Genomic DNA, 21,813 nt, shown 5'->3' with positions numbered 1-21,813 from the left:
CTTATATTCCCAGCTTGTTTATTTAGTTCAATAGTCATAACTTAGCACGGAGGGAATTTCATGAGAGTTGGAATTTTTTTTGATTACCGACTCATTGATGTTTCCGCTAATGGAAAAGTAATTTTATACCAAAATGGCAGCCAGAAGAATTAACAAGAGTCCGAAAAGAAATGGGAGCAAGAAGATCTTCGTACTCGATACTAATGTGATATTGCATGATTACGACTCAATAGACAAGTTCGAGGAGAATGATATCTATATCCCTATTGTTGTGCTTGAGGAGTTGGATAAGTTCAAACGAGGATCTGAGCAGATCAATTTCAATGCTCGTCAGTTTGTACGCAAGCTCGATGAGTTGAGCGATCAGGATTTGTTTGCTTCCGGAGTGTCGTTGGGTGAGGGACGTGGCCGTCTTTTTGTATATGTCCGGGGACAAAAGGATGAGAGAGTAACTCAGGCTTTTCGTGAGAACATCCCTGATCACCGTATTTTATCCATTACTTTTTCAATAGCTGAGGAGCATCCGGAAGTGCCCACTATTTTGGTTACCAAGGATGTTAATCTGCGCATGAAGGCCAAATCCTTGGGTATAGTGGCTGAAGACTATATAAGCGACAAGGTGGAGAATGTAGATCATTTTGCATTGAAAGAAGTGGTCTATGAGGGAGTATCCGGCGAATTGATTGATAGGATTTATGCTACGCCAAGGGGAATCCCTGTGCAGAATTGGGAAATGGGAGAAAAGTTGGAGCCCAATCACTGTTTTTTGATGAAGAGCGAACGTAATAGCGTATTGGCTCGATACAATCCTTTTACTGATTGTATAGAACAAATAGAGAAGCACCCGGTGATGGGAGTACAACCACGTAATGCCGAACAGGCTTTTGCTTTGGAGATACTCAAAGATCCGGATATTAAGCTGGTAGGCCTGTCGGGTAAGGCTGGTACGGGTAAAACACTTTTGGCTCTGGCTGCTGCCCTTGATCAGGCCGATGAGTACGAGCAAGTACTTTTGGCACGTCCTATCGTTTCTCTGGCAAATAAAGATTTGGGTTTTTTACCCGGAGACGAGAAGGCCAAGGTTGCGCCTTATATGCAACCATTGTTCGACAATCTGAATGTGATCAAATTTCAACTCTCCAACAAGGCTTCCGAATTGCGCAAAATAGAGGATATGCAAAAGGAAAACAGGTTGGTAATAGAGGCTTTGGCTTTTATACGAGGTAGGAGTTTGGCCAAAACGATTTGTATCATAGACGAAGCACAAAATCTCACACCTCAGGAAGTTAAAACAATTATTACCAGAGCTGGGGAAGGTACTAAGATGATTTTCACCGGAGATGTACACCAGATAGATTCACCCTACCTGGATATGCAGAGTAATGGTTTGGCCTATATGATAGACAAAATGAAGGGGCAGAAACTGTTTGCTCATGTCAATCTTGTCAAGGGTGAGCGCAGTGAGTTGAGCGAATTGGCCTCCGATTTGCTCTGATCTTTTAGAGAGAAAATGGATAAAAAACCTGTTGTTAGTATTCACCTACAAATTGATTTTAATTACTTATGAGAAGATTTATCAGCACAGTCCTAATAGTAGCAGCTTGCTTCACGGTTAGTGTTGCATCGGCACAAAATCCACCAGTGGATAATCGTGCCATATTGGAGCAGAAAGGCAATGAAGTGCAGCAGAGAGAAAATATTGTGAAGCAGTTGCAAGAAGAATTGGACAAACTGGAGAAGGTAGAGAAAGCTGCTCGTTCTAAATACAAAGAGCATGAGGCAGCTATGAAGGAAGCACGTAAAGTCTACAAGAAGGCTATGAAAGATCGCAAGATTGCGGATAAGAATCTTGTCATTGCCAGAAAAAACCTCCAAGCAGCCAAAAAAGCACAGGAGTACCAGAAAAAACTCATGAAAGCAGAAAAGGAGATTAAGAATTGATTGGATATAATCTGAAACAGGATAGCGACTTTCTATTCAGTTTTTGGGTAGCTCTCTCGTATAGGTTCGGATCCTGAATAATAGGTAAATAACAGAGACTGCATACAGCAAATCTGAAAAAGGTTTGCTGTATGCAGTCTCTTATTTTTGGCATTGTAGACCTTTCTCGGGACTATTGCAAGATCCGGCAGAAAGGTTCTGAGAGAGAGTCGTGCAGCGATCTCTTCTTGTGTGTGGAGTACTTACATGGGTCTCAAGCGAGGGGACAATCTCTTGACAACTGCCTCATAGGTGAGTTGTAGATCTTGCATGATATCTGCCACTGTTTCCGATTTGTTGATGTGCGACACTACCTGACCTATTTCCAACATACCTTCATTGATTTGTCCTTCAAAAATTCCCATTTTTGCGCGCCCTTTCCCCATCATTTCCTGGAGTTGTTCCTTGCTAGCTCCATTGGCTTCTTCTGCAATTACAGAGCGACTGAATTCATTATCCAAGAGGCGAGTAGGGGAGACTTTTTTCAGGGTGAGCATGGTTGTTCCTTCTCCGCTGTTGCGACAGTATTCTTTGAAGGCTTCCGAAGCCGAACTTTCTTCGCTTAGAGCAAAGCGTGTCCCTATCTGTACGCCATCGGCACCCAAAGCCATTACAGCCGCTATGCTTCGTCCCAAAGCAATACCTCCGGCAGCTACTACGGGGATGTTCACAGCATTTACTACTTGTGGAATGAGACAGAGTGTAGTTGTTTCTTCTCGTCCGTTGTGTCCTCCGGCTTCAAATCCTTCGGCGATCACAGCGTCTACACCAGCTTCTTCACTCTTTTTGGCAAATTTGGCCGAGCTTACTACATGCAATACCTTGCTTCCTGCCTTGTGTAATTTGTCTGTCCACAATTTGGGACTTCCTGCCGAAGTTACTACCACAGGTACCTTGGAGGAGATAACGATATCCATGATTTCATCCAATTGAGGATACATCAGAGGGATATTCACTCCCCAAGTCTTGTTTGTTGCTTGTGCACATTGTTCTATGTGGTAGCGAAGCGTATCGGGGTGCATGGAGCCGGCTCCTATCAAGCCCAGCCCTCCATTATTACTTACAGCCGAAGCCAGTCGCCAGCCACTGCACCATACCATACCACCAGCAATTACTGGCAATTCAATGTTGAGAAGTCTACAAAGTCTATTCATATTCGGATTATTCTTGAGTATTTTCTTCTTGGCTACAACCTTATACAGTCGGTTGTCAAAGGTAACAAGTCATTTGAGACTGTTGCATAACATGGCACTTGCTGTGTTATTTTCGATATTCAGGCCTGATCATAACGACAAGTATACTCTCTGCATCCTCATCTCAATGCTTTTGAGATTACTGCACTCTGCAAAGTCAACAAAACGGCAACTAAAACTTGTCATTTTAGAATCTATACGAGGGGATTCCATTTGAGAATATTGCAGAACAAAGCCGTCTCAACTCACCCCTTTTGGAGAGTTAAAACGACTTTGTCAGATTGAGAAAAAGATTTGTTGTTTATGGATTCAAACGATTATCAGAAACTCAGTTTTAAGCCTAATGTAGCTCGGCGCGGTTGCATGGGTCCATAAACATAGGTGGATGCCCGACCCGGCCCCATATCACTGTCTTCTTGGTAACTGTTGAGAATGTTCTGAACACCTATGCTTAGTTCCATTTCGGTAGAAGAAGTCAGATCGAATACATATCCGGCCTGTATATCCAGGTCGAAGAAAGCTTTGGCACGCTGCAGTTTACCAAATCCTTGAGCCAAACCACGATAACGTTGTCCTTCATGGATAAAGTCAAAAGAACCATCGGGTGCGACATCTCCTACCGGTTTGTTGTCAATTATAGCCTTGCCTTCCTTTGCCGTTACGCCTTCGTAGGCTTCCCTTTTTACATCCATAGGACCGGTGTAGGTAGCAGAGAGGTTCACAAAGCTATGGTGAGAGGGTCGCAGAGTAGCTACCATGTAGCCATAAATGTTGGGTGTTTTGTCGAAATTCCTCGTCTTGACTTCTTGCTGACCTGTTTCAGAGTCGGCTTCAAAAACCACATGATCCATACCATAGCGACTGCGTTGCAGGGTTAATCCCAATTGCAAGTCGAACAACCGGCTGTAGGCCAATCTTGCTTCTAAATTTGCTCCGAATACCTTAGAAACTCCTTCGGTTTGGTTTCGTACTTCTACTATGTTGGCATCGGTATCAGTTGGTCCGGCCTCGAATTTATTTGAGATGAACGTGGCAAAGCCTTCTATCATCACATTGTATTGCCAAGAACCAAAATGTCCGTAGTAGTCTATCGAACCGCTGATTGATCGGGAGCGTTCTTCTTTCAGGTCTTTGCTCAAGACACGACTGATCGGCTGCCCACCTAATAGCTCTACGTGCATTTCTTCATCGAAGAATTGTGGAGCTCTGAATCCTTCGCTATACGAGAGACGCATTGCCATATCCGAAATCGGGTTGTACCGCAAGTTCGCTCTGGGGCTGAAGATAAACAGCGGATCGATTTTTCGTTTCCCTTTTTCGTAGAGATAGGTCAGGTCAAAGCGTCCACCGGCCAACGCAGAGAATTTATCAGTGCGAAATTCTACTTGGTCGTATTGCCCCCATACAATGCTTTTCTGGTCGATAGGCTCCGGCCTGTATACACTTTTGTCATCAAGTTGGTTGATCGAGTTTTCCAATCCGGAAGTCAGGTACCAGTCGCTTTCTCCGAACCGATGCACGAGCATTGCTCCACTCTGGGCAGTCAAATCTTGTGTGGTACCATAGCTGTTGAGTGCTGTTTTGGCATCATTGGCTGCTGATTTACGTCCCTCATCATCGCTGGAAGGATCTATAATGAGGTCTATCAATGCATCGGTTGTATCTCCTCCACCATAGTAGGAGCGTCGTTGGATGTGTTGAGCCGAAGCATAGAGAGAGAGTTGAGTCCGTCCTTCTGCAAAACCTTGATCGAAGCGTAAGCCTCCACCGTTGATATAGTGCTGCAAATATTCGGCTATACGAGCTTGAAAAGGAGGCATATCCAATCTGTCTCCACCACGGCGATATTCTTGCATACTGTGATATTCGAGAGAAAGTTTGCCATACAATCCGGTTTTGAGGTAGGAGCGCAATCCGAGCGAGCGGTTTCTTAGGTTTGGCAATTCGGTAAAGTCATCGCCATCGTAGTCGTGCCCCGGGCGATAGTTGTGCTGACCGAATACCATGAGGGCGGCACGTCTGTCTTCCGTGACAACCGAAGCATTGAATGAGGTTACGTTCTGCACCGAACTTTTGTTTTTTCCAGTCAATAAAATAGACTGATGCGATACTTCTCCGCTATTGCGAGCAGGCTCTCTAGTGATGATGTTTATGACACCCCCTACGGCTCCGGAACCGTAGAGAGCTGATCCACCTCCACGCACGACCTCAACTCGCTCGATCATATTGGCAGGTATTTGTTCTAACCCATAAACGCCAGCCAAGGCACTGAATATAGGTCGACCATCTATAAGGATCTGCGAATAAGCTCCTTCGAGTCCATTGATACGTACTTGGTTGAAGCCACAGTTTTGGCAGTTATCCTCTATGCGCAAGCCGGGTTGGAAGCGCAAACCCTGACTGAGTGTGGAAGACGAAGTCTTGGAAAACATTTCCGGTGATAGCACAGTAACCAGAGATGGAGCTACTCGCCTCAGTGTTTGGCTGCGACTTGAGGTTACGACTACACCATCCAGTTCGATGGCTTCCTCTTGCATATAGATATCTATGTGCTGGCTGCTTCCTTCCTGACTACTTATTTGATAAGTCGAAGAGGCATAACCCACCTGACGAGCAATCAGGCGAAAACTCCCGAGCGGAATATCCTTTATGGAGAAATTGCCGGCCGCATCGGATGTCGTACCGAGAGTTGTTCCGTCTACGACAACTTGTACGTAGGGTAGCGGTTGATGGGTCTTCTTGTCCAAAACAGTCCCGGTGACAGATACTTTCACGGGCTTTGTAGGGGCAGTGTCCGTAAACATTCCTACTGCCGGCTCTGTAGCTTGAACGAGGGTTGTTGTAAATAAGGAGACGGAGCCAAGAAAAAGAACTCCGAATAGATAAGAGGGTAATTTGTTCATACTATTGTGGTTTTAATATTAGGTTTTCTTAGATAATTGGGAACCTTCGGATTCTTCATTAAGAATCTTTCATAAGTTCTATTCACAGTTTTGGCTAATGCAGTAAAACACATCTGCCTCTCTTTTGTTCTGCACAAAGACAGATGAGTTGGCCGATCGGATTCGCACGAAAGTAAATAAAGAGTTGTAATTCAATACAAAAGCCCCCTAATAATGCCTATATATGGGGATTTTGACCTTTTTGTAACCATTGTTTGTAGGGAGTCGTTTCTCTCGGAGAAATATGGATGTAATACTGTAAGAACTTTATTTGCGCAACCTCAAAACGATAGTTTGCTTGGGTGGGGTATACAGAAAGAGCTGCCCCTTTTCATAGGGACAGCTCTTTCTGCTTTGACTAAGAATTCGAGAATTAAGGGGTTACCGTGATTTGGTCTGCCTGGTCTTCGCAGCTGCCATAAAGAGGGTGAACCGGAGCATAATTGCTTATGAGTTCGCCTAATTCATTTATGTAGGTTACCACTGTAGGAGCTGTACAGCCTTCAAACTTAGTCCCTGATCCATGTTTGATTTTTCCTACAAAACCGGAACGATCCTGGAAGTCTGTTGTTCCCATTCTTATGGTTATGTAGTCGGTCTTACAGTTCTTAATTGTGATGCCACGACCGCCCAATATTTCGCCAATGAGCCCACCAACTTCTCCCTTGATGTCACCGCTTACGAAATAAGCATCTGTTACCGAACAGTTTTGGATGGTATGAGTACCTGTGCCCAACCAACCTAATAAACCTCCTATGTTCTGCACCGTTTTGCCTTTGGAAGCTCTCACCACAATGTGTTTAACATGTACATTGTCAAACTCTGCCATGACACTATAGTTAGCTCCAGCATAGCCTACACACCCTGCAAAATACGCATGTTCATCACTGTGATCTACCGGCCCTGATGCGTTGTTGTGTATAGCATCGTCGGCACGACCATTTATGGTGATATTTTCAAAAGTCACATTTTTCATTGTACCTGTGAACTTTGCCCAGATGCCGGTATATGCCTTTACATTGGGTTTGTAGTTGTCATCCACATATTTGCTGTTGATCGAAACATTCTTAATCGTGTATCCTTTCCCGTCGAAAGTATAACTCCCAGCATCCACAATAGGAACCCAATCTACTCCGCTCATGTCAATGTCATTGTCGAGTACAACTGTCTTACCGGCAAGTTCAGCTTCATGACCCGGAAGCCACGCAAACTCTGCACGAGTCTTGATCGTATAGGTTTTTGTGGCATCGTCATAAGAAGGGGCAACAGGAATGATAGTGTTTGTTTCCCACCATTCTTCTGCTACATTCCATTCGTTGGCGAAGTGTTCGTCAATAGAGATATTGAAGGTAGCGTTATGGGTTAAGAGGTTACCTGTGATGGTAGTCAGCCAATTGCGTTGGATAGGAACATTAGTCTTGAAGTCATGTGCAGCGATAGGGGTTGTGCCATCAAAGGCTTCAAATTTCAGGTGGATAGGAGTTTGATTGCTCAAATCGGTCATTAGATAATCCACAACAAGAGTACGGTTGTTGGTACTCAGATCGTAGTTGAGAGCATATTCTTTCTGATCCTTATTGATAGAGCCTGTGTAGAACATTGTCTCTGTTGCCGGGAGTTCATCACTTTCCGATACACCTGTCACGGCATTGATGTTCTTGAATCGCTTACAGCCGTAGTAGGTTATCTTGAAGTTATCGGCCTTCTCCAGATTGTGCAGAGCCCAGTCTGTCGTTATAGCACGCAACTTGGCAAAGGGACGTTTCAAGACAAGTGACTGATTCACACCGGAGTTTTCTACTTCGAACTTTTGAGTAACGAAATAGGCATCACGACTTTCATCATTCAAGACAGCCACTTTTGTGGGTTGAGTGTAAGTGATAGCTGTAAAGTCCGTGGTGTTGTAGTGTAAGTCTTCTTCCGAGCCTTGCTCCACAAAATCCGCCCAAACAACGGCCTTGTAGGTACGGTTTGGAGTAAGACGCAGCGAGTAAGTCACAGGTTCATATTTATCTACTACCTTCTTGATGGGAGCCACGGCGATAGGAGTGTCGGATCCATCTACACGGTAGATAGCAAGCTGATAACGGAGGTCGTATTTGCTCATATCTACATTGGTAATACCCCCAGCAGCACTGTTGCTCTTATCGCCATAAAGGGCAGAGCGTGTGTTGCTGATCTCACCAGTGGTAGGAAGACTGAGCGTAAAGGTTACATTACTCTCCTGCGAACCGTTTACAGCTTGATTATTCATCTCAATATTTTCGGTCTGACAAGCAGTGAAGAGAAGAGATAAGCTGCTTAGATATATTGCTAATCTTTTCATTATTGTCTTTGATTTATAGTACTGAATATAACTCTCGATATGGTTGTGTGGCTAAATCAAGGATTGTTGATTACAATTTTATTTTCGTCTTGCTCGACAGTTCCATAGTAGACGTTTTGAGGAGTATAGTCTAATGCAGGAAGTCCTGTTTTATGATTGATATACTGAAAGTTGGTTGGAACGGGGTTTTTGTCCAATACGATTCCACTTCCATACTTTATTTTACCAATGAAAGCATTTCTGCTGCGAGAGGCTCCTATTTTGCGGATGGTTACTTTGTCTGACGTACAGTTGCGTACCTGTACATCATAACCACCTTGAATTTCTCCGATCAATCCACCAACTTCACCATCAAAGAAGCTCCCTTTAGCAACGAGGTATATATCCTGTACGGAACAGTTCTCTACAACTACCTTTCCTCGACCAATCCAACCGAAAAGACCACCGATGTTTTGCGTGTATCCCTTGGACATAGAAGCTTTGATGTCTACGTGCTTGGCATGTACATTGACGAAAGAGTCGTTAGTACCCCACACACGACCCGTGTAGGCGATACAGCCAGCAAAATAGGCAGGTTCGTTGTCATGCTTTATAGGATTGCCATGCTCATCGGTGTGCACAGCATCATCGGCACGACCGTTGATAGTGATATTCTCAAAAGTAACGTTGCTTATGTGTCCGTTGAATATGCCGAAAACGCCAGTATATGCCATCACTTTATACGATATGAAACCTCCAAGGGCACTATATTCATATAGGGTACTGTGTTTGCCATTAAGAGAGAAGTTCCTGAGTTTGTGCCCTTGTCCATCGAAATTAAAGCTGGCATTATGAATAGGTTTCCATTCTACACCACTCATATCAATGTCATTGGCCAAAACAACTGTTTTGCCATTGATCGCAGCTACATTGTCGGGCAACCAGGCAAATTCATCACGAGTCTGAATTGTATAGGTTTTGGTTGCATCATCATAAGAAGGAGCTGTTGGGTTTAGTGTTGCGGGATTCCACCATCTTTCCGAGACATTCCAGTTGTTTACAAAATTCTCATCAATGGTGATTGTGAAGGAAGCATCTGCTGTTAGGACATTACCCATTATCGTTGTCAGCCAGTTGCGCTGGATGGGTATGTTTGTCTTAAGATCGTGTTTGGAAATGGGTTTATCTCCGTCCAAAGCTTCGAAAGTCATATGGATGGGAGTTTGCTCCGAAAGGTCGGTCATAAGGTAGTCTACAGTGAGTGTCCTGTTGTGCTCACTAAGGTCGTAGTTGAGGGCATACTCTTTGGTGTCTTTATTGATATGTCCCGTATAAGATACAGCACCAGGTGTTGGAAGGTCTTCTGAAACGGTAGTTCCTGTTATGGCATTCATACCCGTAAATCGCTTGCATCCGTAGTAGGTGACTTTGAAGTGATCGGCCTTTTCCAAATCGTAGAGCCCCCAGTCAGTCGTTACGACACGCACTTTCGCAAAGGGACGTTTGAGCACTAAGTTTTCTGTTATTTCACCGGTATTGAGTGTGAATTCCTGACTTATAAAATAGGCATCACGACTTTCTTGATTCAGGATATCTGTCTTTGTTGCATCCGCATAAGTAATGTTCTTAAAATCGGATGTGTTGTAATGCAGGTCTGTATCAGTACCTTGTGCTACGAAGTCTGCCCATACCACTGCTTTGTAAGTACGATTTGGTGTTAAGCGTAACGAAAAAGATACGGGCTGGTAGGTATCTACTACTTTTTTAATGGGAGCAACAGCCTCGATCATATTACCGGAGGGGTCTATACGATAGATAGCCAACTGATAGCGAAGGTCATGCTCAGTAGCAAGATTAACGTTTGTAAGCCCTCCGGCAGCACTGCTGCTTTTTTCTCCATAGAGGGCTGCGCGAGAGGCTTGGAGTTCTACATCTTCAGGTAGAGTGAGAGTAAAGTTTACGTTAGCCTCTCTACTACCATCAGGTACTTGCTTATCCACTGTAAGGATATCTTCTGACTGGCAAGCGGTCAGAGCAAGTAACAACGACATGAAATAGATTACTTTTTTCTTCATCTTGATATAATTATGTGTGAGTTAATAATAAGCTGTTCGGAGATAGTAAGATATAGGACATGTACGTATGTGCATTTCTACTTACTCTTGTAGAGCATTGGGGAAAACTTCTTGGAGAGAGTATTCATATAGGGCTTTTCTTTTGTTTTTAGAGAGGAGATTTCCCGTGATTGTTGTCAGCCAATTTCGTTGGATAGGGATATTTCCTGTCAGGATATGTTTAGCAATGGAGGTGTCACCTTCAAAGCTTTCAAAGGTGAGACGAATCGGGATTTGTCCTTGATTAGGAATCATCAAGTACTCTATTGCTAAAGTGCGGTTGTTGGCACTGAGATCGTATCCTTGTGCATATTCTTTTTGTGTCTTGCTAAGAGACCCTTTGTAGGTTTCTCCTGCATTTTCGGGAAGATCTATGCTTTCTCCTTCCTCCGTAAGAAGATTGATACCGGTAAATCGTTTGCAACCATGATAGGTGATAGCCACTCTGTCTACATTCGGAGTGGAAGAATTCCAATCGGTTGTTACAATACGCAGCTTAGCAAAGGGACGTTTCAACACTATTTGTTCAACTATCCCTTTAGTACCCACCGTAAACTCTTGTACAGCGTAGTAAGCATCCCGGCTTTCATCATTGAGGATTTCCCTATTATTGGGTTGAGAAAAAGATATATTGGGAAAATGCTGTGTATTATAGTGATAGTCAGCTTCTTTCCCTTGTGGCACAAAGTCTACCCAAAGCACAGCTTTGTAGCTATGGTTGAGTGTTAGACGTAAGTTGAAATTTACAGTCTTTGCAGTATCCTCCACTTTCAGGATGGGTGCTATTACCTGTGTGACGCTACCATCAGTATTGATTTTATAAATAGCGATCTGGTAGCGAAGGTCATATTGAGTTTTGAGATCGACATTGATGATTCCTCCCAATGAACTATTGCTTGAATCTCCCAACAATGCCGAACGCATTTGTTGCAGTTCTTCTTCTGGAGCCTTGACTGAGAGATTTACATCCACGATTTGTGTATTCTTGTCTAACTCTTCCATTATATCTTGCTTGGACTCACAAGAACCCAGGAATAGAAGGCTCAAAAGAGCTATGCCAGTTATTATTCTTTGTTTCATAGTTAGTGGATGAAGATTATATCTCTACTATGTGTTCGCCCTCAAAATTTTCATCAATCGCTACTTGGCCACCATTGTCAATCTTTTTTGTTAAAAAAGGCCCTTTTACGATTGTCTCTTGATTACGCTTCAACGGAATCTCAACATTGGAGCATCGACTAATTTCTTTACCATTAGCATCAAAAAAGCATAGGTCTGCGATAATGTTGTCTTCTTTGTCGAAGCTCGTAAAGAGATAGTCTCCCACAAGGACTGTCTCTCCCTCTTGACCAGTACTTTCGTTCAATACAGGAGTTTCAAATCTATAAGTGCTTAGAAACTCGTTGGGCTCTCTTATCGACACATCGTATCCAACACTTACATATTGTTTATAGAGAACCTTCACTGTGGCTCCCTGCAGCTTACCACCTTCTTTTACAAAGGTGTTATAGTCCGAAGCCACAATCTTGTAGCGAGCCATTGGCCGAGACAACATTACCGGAACAATACGAGAGGTCTGTACCCCGGAGTTGGGTAATATAGGATAGCCTTCGGGCCCCAAATTCATATTAAGATTAAAGCTCTGCCGTCCGGCTGCGGCACTCTTCAGATGTCTATCAGGTGGATAATTGTGGATGTTGGAGTGGATGTTTAGGAGGGTATTGGTTGAATAATAGATGTCTGTCAAATCTCCCTTGCGTACATAATCCGCCCAAGCCAAAATGCAGTAGTTCCCATCGTTCAGGTAGGTGTGTAGAGTGTCCTGAGGAGGCATAGCGTCTTTGTCGAGCTCTATCACTCTGCGATCTACTAACTGTTCTTGTCGCATTGAGGGAGTTATTCTCATGGGATTACATCTGTAAATATCAATGATAAGTCGCAGAGAGTATCCATCAGCGAGGGTATAGGGAGAAGAGGGATGAGACTCGAGGTTTTTCTCGGAACGTTGCCACTTTTCGTTATAAACCACTTCTTTGTAATACAGAGGAGGATTGCGATCTATGTGTGGTTCTATAATGACTTGTGACTTTTTAGGATGAGGGTACTCGTGTATAGTGCGGTCACAAGAGGCCAGTAAGCCTAAAAAGACCCATAAGAGGACAATAACTTTATGATGTGCTTTGTACATAATGCGCTGTCTTATTTTGTTCTTGGCTTGTAGAACTTGTAAGCAATAGAAATTCCGGCTCTTGTTATGCCCCAATAAAAATCACTACCGGAATTGAATTTGGGGCCATTAGCCCAGTTGCGATATACATCATAGTCGTATTCGGCGAAGCCTGCTCCAAGATTGAATTCAAGACTCCATTTTTGGGATTTGTCCAAGTGGAATGTATATCCATAACTGAATCCTGCGCCCCACAGTGCGTGGTTGGGATCTTGATAGCGTCCGTTATCGTTGATCGCAACATTGAAGCCCACAATATGTGTGTGTAGACCGAAAAAGTGTCCTTTCCCTGCTTTCTTCGGCCAGAAACGCAGTTCGGGTTGAGTGGCCAAAAGACGTATCTTGCGGGTGGGAGTGTAGTCGTAGGGTGAGTACCAAACCGGGACATCCAAGCTCCATTTACGCCATAGTTCTACTTCAAAGCCTATGTTGGCGATTAAGGCTCCCAAATAGAGACCATTTGTCTTTAGGGCAAAGAAGCGATCCTCGGCCATCGTTGTTATTGTTGGTAGTTCAATATCAGGAGAGGAGATTGGTGGTGCTTCAACGGCAATTTCTTCCGAAGAGAGACTAACGGACGTATCGGAGAGAACTGGAGATTCCTTGACAGAGCACACAATAACCATACGAGCATTGCGTAATTTTGGAAACATCTCATGTAGAAGTAGGTTCCAAGTTTTCCTTTTATCAATCCGTTTGATCTTGAGTTTTCTTTGGTCCCACTTTTCCTCATTTGCGATGATTTGGATCACTTTCTCCTTATTGGGAAAATCCTGCTTCGACAAGAGAAGAGAAAGAGAGGCCCAATCCTCCCAGATGTTTTCTATTCGTATATCGACATCCTCCAAATGAGTCTCCCTTTTCAGGTAGTCCGCAAGTGCTTCTGCACGACTTTTTCCCAACCGTTTATTACCATCTATTGGGCCTTCCGGAGATGCACTACCTGCAATCCAGATATATCCTATCCCGAAGTGTTCATCTTTCCGCAACTTGTTGATAACCGACACGATGTTTTTAAGCTGCTCATTTTCTTCCAGATCTACTTTGTTTACCTGAAAAGTAATGGGCGTAACATCTGTCCCCTTGTACTCCAAAATAGAATCCAGCTTATTGCTGGGCAGGAAAGCAACGTATTTTGGATACTGTTCGCGCGCTTTGGATAAGATAGAGTCGCTTTCAGATAAACTAAATTCTCCGTGGATAGTAGCTCCTGCCAGTAGAGCATTGAGTGAGAGTAGTAGTAATGTTAGTTTTCTTTTCATATACAAACTTATTGGGCAACCCTTTTTGTAAAAGAGGTGCCATGGAGAAATGGAAAACCAAATGTATAGTGACACCTAAGGCATCACATTTTTATTCAAAATGATGTGGACGCAGTGTTGTAAATTGGAAAAGAGGGAAGACGAAAAATACCTAAAGAAACAAGCGTCCCCAATAAATTCATCGTTTGATTTAAAGAGACAAAAAGAAAAACACCCTCCTTATTGTCGGAGGTTTTGAGCAAGCTGTTTTCATTTTCGTTAGTTTTTCGAGTACACTTATATGTTGGATATATTTAAGGATGTGCTTAAATCCTTGCGCGCAAAGGTAGAAAGAATATTCCATTTGTGTTTATTTTTTCTCGTTCCTCTGTTTTATTTGAGACTAATTTTTTATTTCATCTCTTTGGATATGGAATACAAAAGATGTAAATCCGGATGTAAAAAAAGATTTAGTTGCGAATCGAAGTCATCGAGTAGAATTTCAAAGGCTGTCTGAAGAAGGAGAGAGGGATAGAGTTCTGGCTAAATATTTTTAGTAGGATGACAGCCACAGCTATCAAATTGCCTTGGTCGAAGTCTGGGAGGTCGAGAACAAGGCCCAAGAAATTGGCCATGCAGCAGCCTAGGAAGAAGGCTTGTTTTCGGATGACAAACCGATATGTTTTGTAAAATTTTCCTCTCAGTAAAAACCAGAAAAACGGAAGAAAAAGAGGCTGTAGAGACAAGTAAATACACCTCCCTTTTATGGGCTTTTATTCACCCTCCAGAACACCGATGAATAGGGAGTTCTGGAGGGGTCAAATTCTCTCCTGTGAAAAATTTTGCTAACACAGGAGAGAATAATTTTTTCCTCAGGAGAGAATTTTTGTTTTCTCCCGTGTTAGGAAAAACTGACTCCTCATAGCGTCAAAAAAGCGAGCAAAAAGCCCAATGGAAAACCCTCGATTTGGGTCGAAAAAACACTGTTGGATAATAACAGAAAGACTGTATAAGTAAACAAAATAATACACAGCGAAAGAGCCTCACAAAACTGGTTAGAGATTTCGTGTGCTTGTTTTGGATGATTGGGTTTATGTTGGGTGTACAGGAGAGGGATATCCCTGCTCTTGTCACAAGGCAGGTGTAGTTTTTAGGGATTCGCTCGTAAATGCCAAACTCAGTATCCAACAGATAAGAGACACTATGGTAGGACGAAGAAATTAGTTGTCCCGAGATCGCTAAGGCTGTGCTATCTATGTCCATTGTGGTACGACACGATGTTCCCAATACATGACCGGTATAAGAGCGATCCGTTTCGCTATTGTTCTTTAAGACAAATTCCGAGTGAAAGAAATATTTGCGATAATAGGGAAGAAGTAGGTTCTTTTTTTCTGCCGAAAATATTTCTCAGCGGAGAAACCACTTGGTCGAACCACTACAGAATCAAGTAAATATGAGTCTTCTTCCAGATTTACATTGATCAGGTCATTGGACAGAAGAACGCTATCTAATGGGATTTGTGTAGTCTTGTATCCGAGATATTTTACCGTCAGTAAGTCCTTCAACTTGAGAGTTTTGAGAGGCATCTCTAAAGTCCCATTTTCTGTTCCTATCTTATGAAAACCAGTACCAATTATGATCTCTGGATATGACAACCTATTTCCCTGTGTGTCAAACACTGCTACGGTTAATTTTTTTTTTTGAGCATGAAGCTGTGTCGCAAAGCACAGTATCAGGAGGAATATATGCAGTTTGTCTCTTTTCACTGCCGAATACATTTAGCGATGTATTAAAAGCAAGTGGAATTCTTCTCTTGAGAGGATGGTATACTTACCAACTTGAGCAAAGCTATGTGTATGATACCTGCCAATGATGTTTTACATTGCCTATGCAATGGCGGAAGCCTTGTGTGGGTTCTGATAAAGAGAGAGGGTACACTCTAAGTATTTTACTTGAGTGTACCCTCTATCGAGACAGTTGTACGGTCTCTTATTCTGCATCCTCGGGGAATTGATTGTGGATAATATCCATCAGAGCATCAAAGTGTTCTCCTCGGGTGATCTGTCCATTAAGTACAGCTACGGCTTCTACAACCCCTACGGCGCAAACGGTACCATCTTCACGCACAATACCCTGATCGAAAACCAGCTTGGCTCCGTCTTTGCGACAATTCAGGCAAGAATCGAATTTGTCTCCCGGTCTGAGTGCTGTTTTGTAGGTGATATTTACACTGCGCACAAAAGCATCCAACCCTTGGTCATGCATTTCGGCAAAGCCAGATCCTAATGCTTCCCAAAATTCGTGACGAGCGTGTTCCATGTAGTGTTGATAGTTGGCGTTGTTTACCACTCCCTGGATGTCGCATTCGTAGTCTCGCACCTTCATTGGCACGCTGTAGATGTACTTTTTCTTTTTCATTTTTATTGATGAATAAATTATCTGTTGGCAGCTATACAGAGCTGCTTTGATTCTGCAAAGGGGATCAGTACTTTGTTCCCGATTCCTCTTTTACGACCATTTTGTACAGCCGGTCGCCCGGCCGCACTTTCTCTTTTACCGGGATAGAGATGTGCCAGCCTTTGAGAGCTTTGTCTACGCTTTGTAATTCGTAGCGTATCTCCTCCACTTTTTGCATCAAAGCCCCGGTCGTAGGGCCGCTGATCAATATCTCTTCACCTACGGAGAGTTCGCCACTTTCCATGAGTATTTCAGCTACACCCAGCCGGGAGTAGTATTTGACCACTTTACCCAGGCCGACTTTTACCCTCGTAGCCGATGAGCCATACTGATGAGTCCATTCTCCCAGGCGACGTCCCAGATAGTAGCCATCCCAAAAACCACGGTTGAATACCGTGGCCAGCTGTTCGTCCCAGACTGCGATCTTATCTTCTGAATAAGTCCCATTGACTACAGCATCAATAGCCTCCCGGTAGGCTTTGACCACAGTGTAGACATATTCGGGGCCTCTGGCTCGGCCCTCCAGTTTGAATACCTGCACACCGGCATCTATCATTTTGTTGATGAAGTGGATAGTCTTGAGGTCTTTGGGAGACATGATGTTGGGATTTTCTACCTCCAACTCGATGTCACTACTGTTGTCCCGCACAGTATAGGATCGGCGGCATATTTGCGAACAACTGCCACGGTTGGCCGAGCGATTGGTTTCATGCAGACTTAAGTAGCATTTGCCCGATACGGCCATACAGAGAGCTCCATGGGCGAACATCTCGATGCGGATAGGTTGGCCTGAGGGCCCACAGATCGGCTCCCGGAGGATGGCTTCGTGGATGTACTTTACCTGCTCCAGATTTAATTCTCTGGCCAACACTACGACATCGGCATATTGGGCATAAAAACGCAAGGCCTCTACATTGCTAACATTGAGTTGTGTGGAGAGGTGTACCTCCACGCCTATACTGCGGGCATACTGCATTGCTGCCACATCCGATGCAATAATAGCGGAGATTTGAGCTTCTTTTGCTGCATCGATAATGCTGTGCATTAGGGGCATATCATTGTCATAGATCACAGTATTGACTGTCAGGTAACAGGCTACGGCATGCTCTCGGCAGATCTGTGCGATCTTACCCAAATCTTCCACTGTAAAGCTGTAGGCCGATCCGGAGCGCATATTGAGCCCTTTTACTCCGAAGTAGACGGAGTTGGCACCGGCTTTGATGGCTGCCATCAGGGATTCATAGGATCCGGCAGGCGCCATTACTTCATAGTTTTTGTTCTTTGTCATTGCTGCAAAGATACAGAGAGCCGACCATATAAGCTTTCTGTATGAAACCCTTACCGTCTGTTTCTGAATACCAAGAGGGTTTTTCTTCTGCTTCTTTCCTCGTGTTGTCCATGCAGGGAAGAGGCTAGGTTGTAGTCTCGAAATAGTTTCGATGAGGGGAGGGAGCAAAACATTTGACCGATGTTAAGAGCAGCAAGAAAAAAGCCATTTGTCCTGTGGCAGGGACGGTTATATGCTTTTTCGTACCTTTGTAGAAAACACAAATGTAGATACCATTATGGATAACAAGAAGATACTCTACATATCGCAAGAGATAGAGCCGTATATGCGCGAGAGCGAAATGGCCCATGTTTCGCGCTATTTACCACAGTTGATTCAGGAAGCCGGGCAGGAGGTGCGCATATTTATGCCTCGCTACGGATTGGTCAATGAGAGGAGAAACCAGTTGCACGAAGTGATTCGCCTATCTGGTCTTAATTTGATTATAAACGATACAGACCACCCACTAATAATCAAGGTGGCCAGTATTCCTCAGGCGCGAATGCAGGTGTATTTTATCGACAACGATGATTTCTTCAAGCGTAAGAGCAAGTTTGCCGTTGATGGCAAACAGCATAAGGATAACGATGAGAGAAGTATCTTTTTTGTGAGAGGGGCATTCGAAACTATCAAGAAATTACTTTGGATCCCCGATGTTATCCATTGCCATGGGGCATTCACTGCTTTGGCCCTTATCTACCTCAAACAAGTCTATCATGATGATCCTTGCTTTGCCAAGGCCAAGATCGTGTACTCTCTGTACAATGACCCCAGCCCGGTAGAGATGCCTGCGGAGTTGTTTGAAAAGCTCCGCTTCGACAAACTCGCGGATGAGCTGCTTGCTCCGATGGAAGGGCAGACAGACAGTGTCGCTCTGGATAGGCTCGCCATTGCCTATGCCGATGGTTTGGTGCGTGGCTCGGCCGAATTGAGCCCCGAGGTGGAAACTCTGTTGTCTCAGACAGACAAACCCGTATTGGGCTACCAGCAGGAAATTGATACAGAGGCTTACAACCTATTCTACAATCAAGTACTGACACACAACTGATGAAAAAGTTTGCAATGGCCATGCTCTGCACGGCCCTCATAGGTCTATTGACAACGAGCTGCAACGACTCTCTCTCCGAGGTGGGAGACTCCATAAGGCCATCGACCGATCTGGTGACGGCACGGCTCGATTCCGTGCGAATACAGACACGTACCGTATTGTCAGACCCCATATTTAGTCGCTCCACCTACACTTTGCTGGGCGATTTGCAGGATCCTCAATATGGGCACATGAAAGCCGACTTTATCGCACAGCTGCAGGGTGCCAGGGGGTTCAAGTTTTCGCACACTCCCAAAGACAACAAGATAGATTCGATCAAGATGGTTGTCTCCTACAGCTCTTGGGCAGGAGATTCTTTGGCCTGGCTCAAGGCTGCGGTCTATGAGATAAAAAAGCCCCTGCCAGAGGGACACTATTCTTCTGATCTCAGTCATTTGATAGACGAGCGTAACTTGCTCGGAACAAAAACCTATCGAGCAGCAAATGCCAAGGGACAGCACCAAGTGCAGATCCCTCTACCGAAACAGTTGGGGCAGAAGTTCTACGATTTGAGTCTCTCCAATCCCCATGTGTTTGATACGGATGAGAGTTTCTACAGAGAAGTATTGGGAGGGTTGTATGTCACTACCACCACTGGCACGGGTTCGGTATTGAGTGTCTATAACAACCATGTGGATATCTACTACACCTACCAGAGAACATTTAAGGATAAGAGTGGTAAAGACTCTATTGGTTGGGATACTGAGGTGGAGACATTCTCTAATACCAAACGCCAAATACTTGTCAATCATTTCGCCTACGAAGGCACGGATCAGCTTATTGCCGATGGACAGGGAGAATACTCCTATGTAAAGGCTCCGGCAGGAGTGGTAACAGAAGTCACCCTTGCTAAGGAAGACCTGCAAAAGGTGTTGTTGGACAAGGGCAAGAAGCGTATCGTGAACAGGGCTGCATTCGGCTTGGATGTGGAGCGCCCTTCTGAAAATACTCTGCTTAATCCTCCTACCTACTTGTTGCTTTTGCCTAAAGACTCTGTGGCTTCGTTCTTTCCGAACAATCAAACAGAGCAAAAGCAACCCCGGACAGCCTATCTCTCCACTGACTATAGCATTGTGTCACGAACTTATCAGTTCGGCAATATTGCCAGATTGCTGAGTGAGCATTTGGAGCGGCATGCCAAAGAGGTGGATGGTCAGGTAGTGATAGACAAAGACCTCACTTTTGTTTTGCTCCCAACCAGACGACAGACAGCAGGCAAGCGCAATCAGGAAACGACAGCTCTGGACAATTTCATATTCCCCAGTGCCGCCAAGCTGCTCATCGGTAAGGAAAGAAAGATTGGTATCCTGACAACATCTTACAACTGATCAGGAAATATTTGTAGAAGAATAAGGGGGCGGAAGCAAAGAGCTTTTGCTGCACTGCATTTTTAAGATAGAATATCTGGTTTGTCTTTCCTCTCTTTTTGCATGGGATTGGTGGATAGCTTTTTACGCAAACGAAAAATGAAGTTGTTGCACAGTGTGGCTCTGATGGGATCGTCATTGATACTTGAGTTTGTGCCTTGTATCTAAAGTTTGCTTCCTTCTCTTTCAATATCAAATCCTTTATCTAATTGTACAACACACTTGACCGAATGGTCTATGCTTTATTGACATGAACAACAGAACGAACTTTTCTCTGAAAATGAGGCTCATCGTGATGAACTTCTTACAGTTCTTCACTTGGGGTGCATGGTTGATCTCTCTTGGTGGCTATATGATGAAGCCGGCAGAGCTTGGTGGTCTGGGTTTTACCGGATTGCAAGTAGGAGCCATATATGGTACGATGGGTATCGCTTCGCTTTTTATGCCTGGTTTGGCTGGGATTATTGCCGACAAACGAATCAATGCAGAACGTTTACTCGGTATCTTGCATTTGCTGGGGGCCGGTTTGCTGATTACGACAGCTCAGGTCAAAGATTATACCCTGATGTACCCTCTTATGCTGCTTGTCTCAATGTGTTATATGCCCACAATTGCACTCACTAATACTGTGGCTTACAATGCTATGGAGAAGCAACAAATGGATATTGTCAAGGAATTTCCTCCCATCCGGGTTTGGGGTACTGTTGGTTTCATCTTGGCTATGTGGCTGGTAGATTTGAGTGGATCGGGGCGCAGTCCCATGCAGTTATACATAGCAGCTGGTTCGGCTGTTTTACTCGGTCTCTATAGTTTCACTCTTCCTCAATGCCCTCCATTGGGGCTTGCAGGGAAAGGATCGGGAGAGAAGAAAAGCCTTATCTCGGCCTTGGGTTTGGATGCTTTGGTGCTGTTTAAGGAAAAACAGATGGCTATCTTCTTTATCTTCTCCGTGCTGCTTGGTGCTGCCCTGCAGGTAACCAATACTTTCGGCAACCCCTTCCTCGATAGTTTCAAGTCTTCCTTTGCAGATAGTTTCGCTGTGCAGCATCCTAATGTACTTCTTTCTTTGTCGCAGATCTCCGAGACTCTTTTCATCTTGGCTATTCCTTTCGTACTGGGTCGCTTCGGCATCAAACGCGTGATGCTGATCAGCATGTTAGCTTGGGTACTTCGTTTTGGGTTCTTCGGGATAGGGAACCCCGGATCGGGTTTTATTTTCCTTATCTTGTCGATGATCGTGTACGGAATGGCATTCGATTTTTTCAATATTTCAGGGTCTCTCTTCGTCGAAAGAGTCTGCTCGCCTAAGATCAGAGCTTCGGCACAGGGGCTGTTTATGATCATGACCAACGGTATAGGAGCTATCATCGGAGGTTTTGCCTCCGGCTGGGTGGTGGACCTCTTTACCCGGCCAACAGAGGGGACGGATTGGCAGCCGGTGTGGTTTATATTTGCCGGATATGCCCTGATGGTAGCTATCTTGTTCCAACTCCTTTTCAAATACAAAGAGTCGGCCAAGCAGGTTCGCGAATAGGTCCAGCGGAAGCAAACAATCACACTTACATATCTAACT

General features: G+C 44.3%; 15 protein-coding genes. 5 read left to right on the top strand and 10 right to left on the bottom strand.

All coding sequences use genetic code 11. The annotated features are described in order from the left end of the window. Positions 1-133 precede the first annotated feature (133 nt). On the top strand, positions 134-1,495 hold the full coding sequence (locus B5D48_RS05005; protein ID WP_023938151.1) for a PhoH family protein: 1,362 nt from the start codon (positions 134-136) through the stop codon (positions 1,493-1,495). Positions 1,496-1,563: 68 nt separating this feature from the next. Continuing rightward, a complete protein-coding gene (locus tag B5D48_RS05000; protein WP_036889922.1) occupies positions 1,564-1,941 on the top strand; it encodes a hypothetical protein in 378 nt (125 codons plus the stop codon). Between the two features lie 242 nt (positions 1,942-2,183). On the opposite strand, the gene B5D48_RS04995 is transcribed toward B5D48_RS05000, so the two are convergent. The 10 genes from B5D48_RS04995 to B5D48_RS04945 form a co-directional block, all read right to left on the bottom strand. Then, positions 2,184-3,134, bottom strand: coding sequence for an NAD(P)H-dependent flavin oxidoreductase (locus B5D48_RS04995; protein WP_023938148.1), 951 nt, complete (start codon positions 3,132-3,134; stop codon positions 2,184-2,186). A gap of 359 nt (positions 3,135-3,493) precedes the next feature. Then, complete coding sequence (locus B5D48_RS04990; protein WP_023938147.1) at positions 3,494-6,076, bottom strand: TonB-dependent receptor; 2,583 nt, start codon at positions 6,074-6,076, stop codon at positions 3,494-3,496. Positions 6,077-6,488: 412 nt separating this feature from the next. Beyond that, complete coding sequence (locus tag B5D48_RS04980; protein ID WP_023938145.1) at positions 6,489-8,441, bottom strand: DUF6562 domain-containing protein; 1,953 nt, start codon at positions 8,439-8,441, stop codon at positions 6,489-6,491. 56 nt (positions 8,442-8,497) lie between these two features. Beyond that, positions 8,498-10,495 carry a DUF6562 domain-containing protein gene (locus B5D48_RS04975; RefSeq protein ID WP_036888091.1) on the bottom strand — a complete coding sequence of 666 codons (1,998 nt, stop codon included), beginning with the start codon at positions 10,493-10,495 and terminating at the stop codon, positions 8,498-8,500. 81 nt (positions 10,496-10,576) lie between these two features. Next, positions 10,577-11,614, bottom strand: a complete 1,038-nt coding sequence (locus B5D48_RS04970) for a DUF6562 domain-containing protein (protein ID WP_036889918.1) — start codon at positions 11,612-11,614, stop codon at positions 10,577-10,579. Between the two features lie 16 nt (positions 11,615-11,630). Then, entirely contained in the window at positions 11,631-12,722 is a 1,092-nt protein-coding gene (locus B5D48_RS04965; protein WP_023938139.1) for a DUF6562 domain-containing protein, read from the bottom strand. Between the two features lie 11 nt (positions 12,723-12,733). Further along, positions 12,734-14,023, bottom strand: a complete 1,290-nt coding sequence (locus tag B5D48_RS04960) for a DUF3575 domain-containing protein (RefSeq protein WP_023938138.1) — start codon at positions 14,021-14,023, stop codon at positions 12,734-12,736. A 1,307-nt stretch (positions 14,024-15,330) separates the two neighbouring features. Further along, positions 15,331-15,588, bottom strand: a complete 258-nt coding sequence (locus tag B5D48_RS09240; protein ID WP_023940632.1) for a peptidase associated/transthyretin-like domain-containing protein — start codon at positions 15,586-15,588, stop codon at positions 15,331-15,333. A gap of 403 nt (positions 15,589-15,991) precedes the next feature. Next, complete coding sequence (locus tag B5D48_RS04950) at positions 15,992-16,420, bottom strand: acyl-CoA thioesterase (RefSeq protein ID WP_023938124.1); 429 nt, start codon at positions 16,418-16,420, stop codon at positions 15,992-15,994. Between the two features lie 64 nt (positions 16,421-16,484). Then, on the bottom strand, positions 16,485-17,747 hold the full coding sequence (locus tag B5D48_RS04945; RefSeq protein ID WP_023940636.1) for a peptidase U32 family protein: 1,263 nt from the start codon (positions 17,745-17,747) through the stop codon (positions 16,485-16,487). 277 nt (positions 17,748-18,024) lie between these two features. Here B5D48_RS04945 and B5D48_RS04940 point away from each other — a divergent pair, with 277 nt between their 5' ends. From B5D48_RS04940 to B5D48_RS04930, 3 genes are all read left to right on the top strand, one after another. Continuing rightward, positions 18,025-18,834, top strand: coding sequence for a glycogen/starch synthase (locus tag B5D48_RS04940; protein WP_042120452.1), 810 nt, complete (start codon positions 18,025-18,027; stop codon positions 18,832-18,834). Next, entirely contained in the window at positions 18,834-20,201 is a 1,368-nt protein-coding gene (locus tag B5D48_RS04935) for a DUF4270 domain-containing protein (protein WP_023940640.1), read from the top strand. Before B5D48_RS04940 ends, B5D48_RS04935 begins: the two co-directional genes overlap by 1 nt. A 289-nt stretch (positions 20,202-20,490) precedes the next feature. Beyond that, the gene (locus B5D48_RS04930; protein ID WP_036889910.1) at positions 20,491-21,774 is read left to right on the top strand and encodes a nucleoside permease; all 1,284 of its coding nucleotides are present in this window, start codon (positions 20,491-20,493) and stop codon (positions 21,772-21,774) included. Positions 21,775-21,813: the final 39 nt, after the last annotated feature.

The sequence above is a fragment of the Porphyromonas crevioricanis genome, from assembly GCF_900167225.1.
Taxonomy (GTDB): Bacteria; Bacteroidota; Bacteroidia; order Bacteroidales; family Porphyromonadaceae; genus Porphyromonas; species Porphyromonas crevioricanis.
This window is presented reverse-complemented; position numbering and strand designations above follow the sequence as displayed.